Annotated in this window: 8 protein-coding genes; all 8 read right to left on the minus strand. The window is 46.3% G+C overall.

The window, feature by feature from the left end; all coding sequences use genetic code 11:
- Nucleotides 1–28: 28 nt before the first annotated feature.
- The 8 genes from NBH14_RS17180 to NBH14_RS17215 all read right to left on the minus strand — a co-directional run bounded on the left by NBH14_RS17180 (nt 29) and on the right by NBH14_RS17215 (nt 13,072).
- Nucleotides 29–1,582 carry a sodium/sugar symporter gene (locus NBH14_RS17180; protein ID WP_186960364.1) on the minus strand — a complete coding sequence of 518 codons (1,554 nt, stop codon included), beginning with the start codon at nt 1,580–1,582 and terminating at the stop codon, nt 29–31.
- Nucleotides 1,583–1,792: 210 nt separating this feature from the next.
- Entirely contained in the window at nt 1,793–2,587 is a 795-nt protein-coding gene (locus NBH14_RS17185; RefSeq protein ID WP_128135213.1) for an SDR family NAD(P)-dependent oxidoreductase, read from the minus strand.
- A gap of 4 nt (nt 2,588–2,591) precedes the next feature.
- A complete protein-coding gene (locus tag NBH14_RS17190; protein ID WP_186960365.1) occupies nt 2,592–3,761 on the minus strand; it encodes a mandelate racemase/muconate lactonizing enzyme family protein in 1,170 nt (389 codons plus the stop codon).
- A gap of 18 nt (nt 3,762–3,779) precedes the next feature.
- Nucleotides 3,780–4,478, minus strand: a complete 699-nt coding sequence (locus NBH14_RS17195) for an RraA family protein (protein WP_232434119.1) — start codon at nt 4,476–4,478, stop codon at nt 3,780–3,782.
- Between the two features lie 136 nt (nt 4,479–4,614).
- Entirely contained in the window at nt 4,615–5,481 is an 867-nt protein-coding gene (locus NBH14_RS17200; protein ID WP_007653369.1) for an AraC family transcriptional regulator, read from the minus strand.
- A 139-nt stretch (nt 5,482–5,620) separates the two neighbouring features.
- Nucleotides 5,621–8,308 carry a glycoside hydrolase domain-containing protein gene (locus tag NBH14_RS17205; RefSeq protein WP_186960366.1) on the minus strand — a complete coding sequence of 896 codons (2,688 nt, stop codon included), beginning with the start codon at nt 8,306–8,308 and terminating at the stop codon, nt 5,621–5,623.
- Nucleotides 8,289–10,511, minus strand: a complete 2,223-nt coding sequence (locus NBH14_RS17210; RefSeq protein ID WP_186960367.1) for an alpha-N-acetylglucosaminidase — start codon at nt 10,509–10,511, stop codon at nt 8,289–8,291. The genes NBH14_RS17205 and NBH14_RS17210 overlap by 20 nt, the downstream gene beginning before the upstream one ends.
- A gap of 116 nt (nt 10,512–10,627) precedes the next feature.
- Entirely contained in the window at nt 10,628–13,072 is a 2,445-nt protein-coding gene (locus tag NBH14_RS17215) for a hypothetical protein (protein WP_186960368.1), read from the minus strand.
- Nucleotides 13,073–13,079 lie beyond the last annotated feature (7 nt).

Raw genomic sequence — 13,079 nt, forward strand, 5'->3', positions numbered from 1 at the left:
TTATATGTTATTACAATTATTTCTATATTCACCACCAAAGGCAATAAAACGTCACCAATATGGCAATGACAATCAATGACATCACATTAAACAGCCGGCTGGTACGGAACAAACCGGGACGATGGGTGGTATATTCCTCATTCATCTGTTTACCGCTACCCAACAGGACAATCAAACCGCAACAAAGCAGAAAGACAACCCCCATACGGTCCAGCCAGGGTAATTCGGGACAAAGGAATTTCATCAGCGTAGAAAACACAAACGAACCGAGAGCCGCAGCCAATGCCCCGTTTGCCGTCGCCCGCTTATAGAAGAACCCCGCCAGGAAAATAGCCAATGCCCCCGGACTGATAAAGCCGGTGAACTCCTGGATATATTGAAACGCCTGGTCCAGCCCCGACAACATCGGAGCAATCGATACCGCAATCAGCAACGACCCGAAGCTGGCCCATCTCCCGGTCAACACCAACTCCTTCTGTCCGGCATCCTTCCTAAAATAAGAGCGGTAAATATCCATCGTGAAAATAGTTGAAATACTATTCATCATCGAGGCCAGCGAACTGACAATGGCCGCTGTCAGTGCAGCAAAAGCGATCCCTTTCACTCCTACCGGCAGCAGATTGCTGAGCAACCACGGATAAGCCTCATCCGACTTCTCCAACGGGGCATTCAGGGCAAAGGCCGCAATCCCCGGAATCACCACCAACAGAGGAACCAGCAGTTTGATAAACCCGGCAAACAACATACCGTTCTGTGCCTCTCCTACCGATTTGGCCGCCAAAGCACGCTGGATGATGTACTGGTTGCATCCCCAGTAATAAAGGTTAGCAACCCACAGTCCGCCGACAATAACAGAGATACCCGGCAAATCCTTATAGCTCGGATGCGACTTGTCGAGAATCAGATGAAATTTATCTTCCGCCTGTGTATAAAGGTTCGTGACTCCCTGCCATATACCTTCTCCGCCACCCAGCATATTCAATGCGATATAAGTGGTTATCAATCCTCCGCCTATAAGGAATACCACCTGGATGACATCGGTCAGCGCCACCGCCTTCAGTCCGCCATAAATGGAATAAATTCCGGCAAAAGCCGCCAGTCCGACAATGCCCCAAATCATAGGGACACCCATCACCTTTTCGATCGTCAGTGCACCGAGGTAAAGGATGGAAGTCAGGTTGATAAAGATGAAAACAGCCAGCCAGAAAACAGCCATAACAGTCTTGACCCGTTTATCGAAGCGTTCCTCCAGAAACTGGGGCATGGTAAATATCTTCTTTTCGAGGAATATCGGAATAAAGTATTTGGCGACGATAATCAATCCCAGCGCCGCAATCCATTCGTAAGTAGCCATTGCCAGCCCGATCGCATAACCGGAACCGGACATGCCGACAAACTGCTCCGCCGAAATATTAGAAGCAATAATCGAAGCACCGATTGCCCACCAGGCCAGTCCGCGCCCCGCCAGGAAATAATCGCCGGCATCCCGTTCTTCCCCTTTTTTCTTCCGGGAGACAAACAGGCCGACGAACAGGATCAGGGCACAGTAGGCGATAAAAATGACCAGGTCTATAGTATTCATGGTATCAATATTTAATGTTCTATATGTTTTTCTGAAAATAAGATCGAAGACTTCCCCTAAAAATGCCTCGCTAATTAAAAAGGCATTATTAACCATCTATTATATTGCCTTTCTAATCAAATAGGCATTATTGACCATTCCGGAAAATGCCGTTCTGATTAACGAGGCATTTTTAATGGGATGTTTTTATATGCTTCACTCCAATATCATTTAAAATTCATCCTGCATCAAGGCCGAACGTCCTCCATCCATCAGAATCGTCGTTCCACTGATAAACCGGGCTTTGGGAGATGCCAGATAGACACAAAGTGCGCCCACTTCGTCCACCGTGCCAATCCGTTTAACCGGGTGCAGGTTAATCGTTCTCCGGCGTTCCTGTTCCGCATCCGGAAAAGAGTCAAACCAGGTATCGTTGCCCGCCGTATCAATAAAACCGGGTGCTACACCGACCGTACGGATGGCTGGCCCCCATTCAATTGCCAGGTTACGCACCAGTCCTGTTATCGCCGTCTTGGTAACGCTATACGGAAAACATCCGGGTATCGTACCGAACGCATGGTTGGAAGTCATCAACAGAATAACGCCCTCCCCACTCTTTTCGAGATAAGGTTTACACAACTTTGACAACCGCCAATGGGAAGCCAGATTCAAATCCAGGTTATACTGCCAACGTTCTTCGGTACACCCCTCGGCTCCCTCAAAAACATTCACTCCGGCACTGGAGACCAGGATATCTATTCGCCCGAAAGTATCGACCGTTTCCCGAACCAGTGCTTCCAGGTCTTCCGGACAGGTCACATCTGCCTGCCTGTATAAAGCCCGTACCCCCTCTGCCTCTACGGCTTTCCGGAAGGCAACCGCACATGTATCACCGGGCTCTTTCCGGGAACACCCGGCAACATGGGCGCCGGCCTTTGCAAACTCGATAGCCGTACCCAATCCTATGCCGGATGATACACCGGTTACAAGCACCACTTTATCTGTATAGTCTATTATAAAACTCATACGCTTAAATATAGAAGTTATCGGGAGCGTTCGTAATAATACCCGGATGTTTCTCCATCTCTTCTTCCACCAGGTCGACGCCTAAGCCGGGACGATTGGACAAATGCAGATGACCGTCGTAAACCATTTCGGCAATCGGATGATCGATCACCGTATCTCTCCAGGGAACATCGTTGAACATAAACTCCTGACGGAAGAAATTCGGTATCGCAGCACACACATGCGAAGAAGCCAGTGTCGATAACGGCCCGTTCGGATTGTGAGGTGCAATCAGCACATTATAGGCTTCCGCCATCGTAGCCATCCGTTTCATTTCCGAAGGGCCTCCGCAACGGGTAATATCCGGCATAATCACGTCACAGACATGTTTTTCCAGCAAAGAACGAATACCGAAACGGGTATAATGGCGTTCTCCCACACAGATGGCCACATCCGAAGGGATACGTTCACGCATAGCCCGCAAAGTCTGGGAACTTTCGGGGCCGGCAGGTTCTTCATACCAGGTGATATCCAGCTTTGCCAACCGTTCGGCCATCTTCACTGCCACGCGGTAGTTCAGCATGGCATGCGTCTCGATCATAATATCGAACTCCGGTCCAACCGCATCGCGGACAGCTTTCGATACATCGAAAGCCAGGTCCTGTTGCTCGGCTGTCAAAGTCAGATTCGAGGCCAGGTCTTCTCCATAAAAATAATTGGTATGTGCAAACGGGTCGAATTTCAATCCGGTGAATCCTGCCTCTTTTACTTTCAGGGCCTGCTCCGTATAATCTTTTGCATTATGGCCACCACCGGTAAACCAATAGTTTGCATACAACAAAATATCTTTACGATAAGCACCTCCCAGCAATTCATAACAGGGAATACCCAACACTTTCGCCTTCAGGTCCAGTAAGGCCATGTCGATACCGCTGATAGCACACAGGCTGGCTCCATACGGGCCGATCCAGTTCAGGTCACGATAAAGTTTTGTCCAGATAAAATCCGTTTTCATCGGGTCGAGGCCGATGATACGCTGCCCCACATGTTTGGCAGCCTCGAAAACGATCGGGCTCCCGGGCCAGTTGGTTGCTTCACCGACACCGGTGTAGCCTTCGTCTGTATATATTTTAAGTAGCGTCCAGTTGTATTTGATACCTTGTACCAACCATACTTTAACATCTGTGATTTTCATTGTCTATTCCGATTTTAATTACATTATGCCAAACTGATCGAAAGCATCACGTGCTTTCATTCCTTCCTGAATTTTCTTTAATACCATACGCTCGCCGCGGGCTTTTTCAAGGGCGCGGGTAAAGACTTCTTCTTCAATGCTGCGGGGTACGACACATACACCGTCGATATCTCCTATCAGTATATCGCCATCATTAATCCGCACACCATCCATTTCGATAGGCACACGATAATCAATTACTTTTCCCCTCGGTGCCTGGTCCTGTGCATAAGGTCCGTAAGAAAAACAAGGAAAGTCGAGCGCCAAAATACCTTTTGTATCACGGGAATACCCATTGACCACTGCGCCGGCCGCTTTACACTGAATAGCACGGGCACTCATCAACTCTCCCCATAAAGCATAACAGGGAGACGAACCGGAGCAAACATACACCTCATCTTCCTTCAGGTCATCCAACGCCTCGAGCATCAACCCGAAAGAGCGTTTCAGCAACGGATTTTCTCCGCACTCTTTGCCATGTTCCAGCACATCAGCCTCCAGCACTGTCATAGCACGCCCTACCACCAGCATGTCATCACGGAGCGGACGAATCTGCGGAGGAAGAAACTGACGGGTATATCCCATCTTATCCATTATGTCACCGATTACTGCGGTATAAAGCTCCTCCTTTATCAAAGAAAACAGAGCTTTATCATCATTCCATTCTTTCATATCCATATAGTTTATCAGTATAAATTATTCAATGATTACTGATCACAAAGTTAGCCGGAGTATACAAAAAGTCAGCCCGAAATTCATATCTCAACGTATGCAGGAAGGACCTTTTACGAAGAAAATGTGTACAAAACGGAAACTACTTGGTAACTTCCCGCGGCGTGATCCCCATCTGCTGTTTAAAGACCCTTGAAAAGTATTGTGGTGATTTGAACCCACAGATAAAACAGATTTCTTTAATCGACATCTCCGTATTGCGCAACAATTCAATCGCTTTGTTAATACGGATCTGATTCAGATAATCCAGCGGGGAAAGATTCAGGTGTTGTGCAAACAGTTTGCGGAGGTACCGTTCGCCTACTCCGGTCTGCCCGGCCACATCACTGATGGATATATCGGTCTGATAATTCATACGAATATAGGAAATTGCCTTTTTCAGCGACTCATTTGTACAAATCGGCAAGTAAGATTCATCCATGTAACGATAGATAAGAATCAGCAGTTCCGCATAGTACATCACCACCAGGTATTGATAGTATTTATTTTTCAGGTTCATCTCGTTTACAATGCGCTGGACAGCCCGCATGATACGGACATTATTCACGATTTTTATCAGACGGTTCTCTTCCGAAAAGATCGTTACGGGAGTCAGCTCGCCTGTCTCATCCTGTGCATGCGGATTGAAACGGGAGAATATCTCCGGTAGAAATTCCAGCTGCATCAGTGTCGTTCCTTCCGAGCCTGCTTCAAAGGTATGTTCCACATTCGAACAGATAATCATCATCTCGTTCTCATTGAAACTAATACTTTCGTTTTCCAGATGAAGGATGCAGTTGCCTTTCTTTACATAGTTGATCTCGATGCGCAGATGCTGGTGAGGACCGAATGTTTCAAACGGCTGGAAAGAGACGAAACGAAAGACATCTGCCAGACGTTTATATTTTAGATTCTCCGTTATCCCCTCTAAAAGTCCCCAAAGAGACTGTTCTGTTGTCTTGTTATCCATGATATTCCTTTCCCTTGTTCTGAAGCAAAGATAGAGAAAAGACAGTACCGGATTTTACACTTCGAAGAAAAAAGAAGGACCGAAATGGTATCTTTCGGTCCTTTAACTTATACAAATCGGAACAACCCTGTATATTCCTTTATTTTTCCAGTAAAATAATCATTCCGCCTCTTCCCATAATCTCACATTGCTTCAAGGAAGACAGTTTTCCTTCCCATTGTGTATTTCTAATCTCAGGTAAGATATAAGAAGATGGTTTGAATCCGAGCAACTCCTCGTCCAGTGTGATTTTAGCCGTCTGAGGCATATCCGTCCAGTTTGCCAGTACCACCAGCGCTTTATCACCATTCACATAAACAGTAGCCGGGATGTCCTTATTATCCGTTTTCACCGGACAACGTTCGTCCCAATAGCCTCTCATCTGTGCATTCTTCATGCCAAAATCATCCCAAAGTTTCCAGAGCGGAACAGGATTTCCACTCCATGGCAAACGGGGAAGCATTCCGTAAACCATCCCTCTGAATAGGTTCCGGGCATCCAGCGTCTCACTCATCAAGCCGAAAGGAATACCGGACATTTCCACCAGCCAGAAATCCAGTGTATTGCTTGCAGGGAAACCTTCACCGATCCAAGTACGGTCTACATAAGGCAGCAACTCCAGATAGAGATGCAGTGAATTGGCATAACCGGCCCACTGGTTCATATGGTTCCAGGAATGGATATCTATCAGCCGGCGCTTTCCATCGGCATCCATAATACGGCGGGCACGTTGCAATGTCTGATGGTCCAGGGCACTGTCATCTATATAAACACCATCCAGTCCCAGGTTCTTTATCATCCAATCCAAACCTTCCAGATAGTAATTGTTCCAGCGGGAATCAGGGGTAGTAATAACCGAGATATCCATATCGCCGGCATATTTACCTTCTTTAAAAGCATTATACCAAGCCGGAATGAAATGAGTCGTCAGGTTCTTGTTCAACCATTCGTGAGGACCGTTCCGATGAATCAGCGTACGGGCATCCTTTCCGGGACCGTCATGGATCACTTCACTACCCAGGCTACGCAACGCCCATAACTCCGGAATCTTCACCGTCAACTCACGGGTCGTATAATAAAGCCGGACATCCAGATCTTTGCTGTGTGCATCCGAGATAAAACGTTTCAGGTCCGGAACGGCTTCATCATAATAAGGATAGTTAATGAACGGATATACATCTTTCTTATGATGGATATTAATCATATTGGCACCTGCTTCCAATGCAGCAGGGATATAACCGGCACTCACATCGCTGTTGGAATGGTAGAAACGTTTTTCCGCCAGTTCTTTCAGGTTAAGCGGTTTCACCGGAGTAACCAGCATATTGAAATTATAATGAAGAACATCACCTTTCTGCATAGTCCGTTCACCACTATAGGCTGTCATCAGGACTGTACCGTCTTTATCGGGCAGAATGTCGATACCGCCCTTATTGGCATTTCCCCACGAAGCAGGCAGGTTCAGTTTACCTAAACCATAATAGATATTCACCAGCGGGCGGACATAGTTTTCATCTTTGAAGCAGAAGTTCAGACCGGCATTTATATTTCCCATCCAGATCTTATCCTGATGTTTGTCGACATTCCATTGCCAGTTAATTACAGAATCCGGACGGAAACCACCTTTATGTCCCAATCCCATCATATATTTGGCAGCATACGAAGTATAAGGTACTTCCAGGCGGATATCCTTTACTTTCACGTCTCCCAGGGATTTCACCTGTATCTGATAATCGACCAGACCATCGAAACCGAATTTACCGGAACACTGTACTTCAAAATTACGGTTCTTCCGGGTAGCTATCCAATTTACCGACGCATTATTTCGTCCGGTGATCCGCAGGGAGCCGGGTTTCAGCACTTCTTCGCCACTCTCCGTTTCTATCACAAACCGCATTTCTCCTGCCAGAACGGGAGTATTGCTCTGATCGTTCAACTGGTTACTCTGATCATAACGGGTAGAAAGGGATTGAGGAAGACCCTCTTTCGACAGTTCCATCGTTCCTCCCAACCAGGAAATCGTTTGTTTCTGTAATTGAACCGGGACATACGGAGCCGTCGGTTCATCGGCGTTACCGATGGAAGAATCCAACCAGCGCAGGCGGGTTTTCCTCCATCCTTCGTTATCTCCGTGGTTGGCGATGGGAGAACCTTGTACGGTCAATTCACATGCGATCTCTACCGGTTTGGCATCAGCAGCTTTGATCGTAACTTTACCTTTATAAACGCCGCTTGCCGTTACAGGTACATCGGAACCGATCCATAATGCCTGCACATTTCCTTTGGAAACATTCACCGTCTTTTTAAAAGATTTGCCATTCGTATCAGTCCCTCCCAGGTTAAAACAACGGAAAGCAGAAGCCGGAATCTTATTTCCCTTTTCATTCTTCCAGTCAGAGAAGATAACAGATACGTCCGACAAGGTTTCATACGGAGCGAAGATTCCTACCTGCCAGGTATAGAACTCACCCGGAAGACAATCGCCCCGGAACTTTGTCCGCGAATCAACCGACCGTTCCACCCAACGCACAGGGATTGCATCCGTCATACGGATATCATGTTCCCGGTTTTCCGTAAAACAGAAGTAACCGGCTTCCGGGTTTTCCTGTATCAACCTCTTCACCGCATCCGATGAAGCCACACGGCGCATTTCCGAGTCCTGCTCATTCACCGTACCCTGTCTTTTCAAGTCATCGAAGGCATTCGTTACATCATCCTGTGCCTGCATAACACAAGGCAGGGCCAGAAGCGAATACACCATCAGATACTTAATTTGTTTTCTCAACATTGTAGTATTCTTTTGATAATTGTTTGTATTTGTCCAACATTCGACGGGCAACAGCCACTTCGTCTCCTTCCGTTACCGGAGTACGGGCCTTACCCGGACGATCAACGAAAGCCAACTCCCAGTCAGCCAACGAATCATAAAACTCATTCGCACGGAAAGCCTGACGCCCTAAATCCATCTTTGCATCTTCCTCCCTGTAAATCGTTCCGTTATCGAGATGTCCCTGCAACATATCATAGAACTGTTTCCAACGTTGCAGATAATATCCTTCGATCAAACCGGTCCATTCACGCCATGAGTAATCGAATTGACGAACATCGACCTGTCCGCCCCAGATAGTCACCAGTGAAGAGGCATTCTTTTCAAACAAATTGCGTTCTTCATCGGTCGTTCCCCAGGCACGTGCATCAGTCAACCACTGGTCAAAGTTAAACTCTGTACGGGTACGAAGCAAGAGATCTACATCTTTTAATAACTCGAGGAAACGTCCGGAATGCAGAGCAAATGCCTCTTTATCCTTTTTCTTAAATGCCTCGGCGGCTTTTTTATGTATTTCCTGTCCCAGGTTGGACATAATCTGACGCTGTACATCTACAATATCGAAACGATAAGGTCCGGACCCTTTCAATTGTTCCGCATCCTGTAATAAACATACTTCAGCTTCTATCAACGATTGCGGATCATAAGGAATATTAAAACCGGCATTCGGTCCCGACTTCTTTACATCCACAGCAGGACGGGCACAGATGATCGAACTGGACTCGACCCCGTTCGTCCCGGCCCGATAAGGACCCGCCAGCAATAACTCCCAGGCCTTATTGGCAGCATCCGAAAATGCGCCATAACGACGTTCCGCATATTTATTCAACCATTCTTCCAGCTTCACCGAATCCTGATGAACCGGCATTTCAAATGCCAACTCATAAAATACAGGATTTTGTCCGATCGACTCCATGAATAAACCGGAGCCTACCACATTCGGCGTTTCCTGTTTCGCTTTCATAAACTGATTGGATGATACCAACGGTAAATCTCCGTGAAGATTGACACGCCCACCAAAATTATGCAGATTACCTACAACAAAATCATGGTTGCAAAAATGATCTTCTCCCCCTAACGCACCGTTCAGGCTCAATACGAGTAAATCATGTTTCGGTACAACGGATGCAATATCTTTCCGGAAACTCCAGGCTTGCATCACCCACAACGCCTCCGGATCGAACGTCTTCATCAATTTATGGATAGAAGCCCCTACTGCATTCAGATATTCAGGTGTATCCACAGGCGGCTTGCTTTCATGGAAAGGATCGGCAGCATATAGTCCGTAGGTTCCATATAATTTCTGTTCCTCTTCCAAAAAAGCTTTTCCCAGTTCCGTAAACAGCGGATCCAGCGGATCTAACTGGCAGATACCTTCAAATCCATACCAATCCGGTTGTTTCTGTATCTTTGCCTCCGGAAACTTTTCCATCATCTTACGAGGTACAGCACCGGAAAAACCTTGTTGTATCGGTGTCATGCCTAATTCCAACTGACGGTTTACCACTTGTTTACCCAAAGCAATATGCGAATCGATCCATGATTTCGGCAGCGGTCCGCCAAAGCTTTCGATATTAGGCATCCACTGCCAGGCAAAATGGGCCGGATCGACCAAATAAGAACGTGCTTCCTCATCCGTAAAACCGAAACGAAGCAGTGTATTATACCAAACACCTTCCAAACCGACAACCGACAAAGGCGTATTGATCGAGTTCATAGCCATATAGTCGATCTCACGCTGCCAACGTTCCCAATCCCACCAGGCACCGGTATAGCTCAAGGTACAATAATTAAAATAGACACGATACTTACCGTTAATTATCCGGTGTGTCGTCTCTACCGGAACAGGTAATGTCGCCGGTAAATTCAACTGATCGCCAAACCAGGAGACATGGGCATTACAATGATATTTCAGGTACTGGTTATATGCTGTTGCCAACGATACCGTATTGTTCCCCCGCAACACAACCTTGCCGTTCTCCCCGGCCACTTCATAGACATCGCTCCCGTTCTCCGGCTCTATCAGTTCCAGACTAAACTGTTGACTATAACCCGGAGTAATACGTTCGATCAAGTCATAAGCAGCCTGTATCTGCGGGTCTTTCTGACAAGACATCAGAGATAAAATACAAAAAAGCAAAAATACTTTACTTACAATTCTCATGGTATAAATCTTTATAATTATTTATATTACTAGACGTAGAAAAGCCCGTTTACCCTATAAGGATACGCAAATAAACTTACTTTATACGTTCTACATATCTATGCCCTGGATTGTTGTCAGTTATTCTTTTCCCTTACGGCAGATAACCGGATTTCCTCCCCTACCGTTTTAAACTCAACAGAAGCATACTTATCCATGTTATCCGGATGAGCAAAGGAACAAGAAAACACAAAAGAGACTTTCCCTTTCGGTATATTCATCTGATCCGTCTTTACGGAGAAGCGTTTGATCTCATTCCAGTTCCTATCATAAATAAGGAATGAATCTCCTCCGGCATACTTCAGATATTGCCCTTCTTCCAGTACACAATCCAACCGGACCGTAGAATAATTGGCAATCTCCAGCGAGATATCCGATATACGATCATTCGCTTTTAAAATGAACTGAACCGGCTGGCGATCATTCTTATTCTCGAACTCCCATTTGGAAACGACCGGTTCACCGGGTTGAAGGATCTTGTTAGTATGCTTGAAGCGTTGAACCTGAAGCGGAGATAACAGCCAGGATGTCGCAGAAGTTTCCGTTAAAGTGTATTCATTGGAAACATGTTCCATTTCCTTTTTCAGTTCCTTCGGGAAAGCTCCGCATAAACGGGCGTTTTCCCATTCGCGGATCGCTTTGATAATCGCTTCCGATTCTCCGTTATTCGCGACACTCTCCTTATTGGTAACCAATGTATAACCGGCATCAAAGGCAGCCGAACGAGCCAACAGCCATTCAATATCCTCTATACTGGTATTTGCATCGAATTTAAACCATCCCAACATGCAAGGGATCAGGTTACGACGATAAAAATCCTGGTTCATCAGGCGGTAGTTCATCTGGCTCTCACGGAATCCGGCATACCAGGGTTCGCCCCAGTTCATCCGGGTAAAAGTATGCCAGTTATAATGGGTGGTCATGCTGGCATCATTAATGCAATTACGATATTCGGGCAAAAGATTATCATACCACTCTTTCATCATCAGCGACAGTCCGTACTGTCCCAAACCGGTAGACCAGGCACCTTCCAACCCGTCAAAAGAAATCTGTTGCACACCTGTATAGTTGAAGATACCCGCAATATTACGAGCGATCTCTTTGGTCAGTTCCGTATCCGACAAAAATACCTTGTAACCATGATCCATCAACTTGCCGATCGTATCTCCTTTGGAATGGGCTACAGCTTTCGTCCCCCACGCCCCACGCTGGCAATTAAGTAATTTCCACGGAGCCGTTTCGCTTACCCGTTCATAACGGATCAATTCATCACCGATCATCACACCATGCAGGCTGTTATTTTTCATCTGGTTGAAAAACAAAGGATCTGCTATTTCAATAGTTTGCTGATCCGGACTGAGACCGGATGTCAGTATTGAACTTCCTACCTTCGCCAGACGCTTATCCGGGACAGGCGTTACATAGGCATCGTTGGTCGTAATAAAATTGGAAAGGGTATGAAATCCCAATTTAATTCCGGATTGTGCAGCTTTATTCACGCAGTCTTTCAATCCGTCCAGACCTGTAGGAAACTCCGACGGGTTAAGTTTAAAATTACCCCATGTCAGAAAAGGACCTCCGTGATACAGGTACTTCAAGCCGGTCCGTTTGGTAAAAGCAATTGCTTCTTCTATATTATTTTCATTGAACGGATAAATGATATAGGCCTGCGCCGCTTCGGGCGCCCGTTTCATCCAAACACCGTTCAGTTCCGGATGCGGCAGACTTTCCGTTAATTCTATCTTTTCGATATGGTCAAGCACCTTATCAGCCGGACAACCGAACAAAGCAATGCTGCTGCCGATCACACCGCCATCTTCATAAGCAGGAGCCGTATAATGCGTATGTCCCCACATCGGAACAACCCGTTCATGATCCCGGTTACGGCAATAAGCCTGTAAAACACTACCAAACTCCGTATGTTTGGCAGTCTGTCCGCGATATAATACCTTCATCGAATCGGCTACATCGACCAATGATGTCGTTGCAAAAATATCGAATGCCGGATCTATATCATCTTCTGTCGAAGGATAACCGCCGATTGTTTTAGGGTTCAGCGCTTGTATCCCTACTGCAAAGAGACTATCACGAACAACACCTACACACTCCCCTATCGTTTGGCTAATGGAAGTGGCATAAGGTCCCCATACAACCAGGTCGATCTCTTTATCCGATCGAACCTCCTGCACCTCGAAAGTAACAAACCCTTTCTTCTGCCCCGTTGCTATTGATAAAGCGACCTGATTCTTCGGGTAAGTCAGCAAAAGAATGCCTTCCCCTTCATCCCAGGATGCACCTGCCGGATTTTCATACTCCCCGCCGACACGGATTACCAGCAATGGTGAAAGTTGCCCGGAAGATAAATATTCTTTATGATGCGTCTTATCCAGTAAAGAAGATATATTCCCATTCGCATCGATAACCAGTCTGAACGTATCCGTTTCAAAACTCATCACCTGTCTCTGACAGGCAGACAGTACGCATAATAATATGCCGATTATAAATATAAAGTATGTTTTCATTTGATAG

This window comes from Parabacteroides caecihominis (genome assembly GCF_023656785.1).
In the GTDB taxonomy this organism is placed as follows: domain Bacteria; phylum Bacteroidota; class Bacteroidia; order Bacteroidales; family Tannerellaceae; genus Parabacteroides; species Parabacteroides segnis.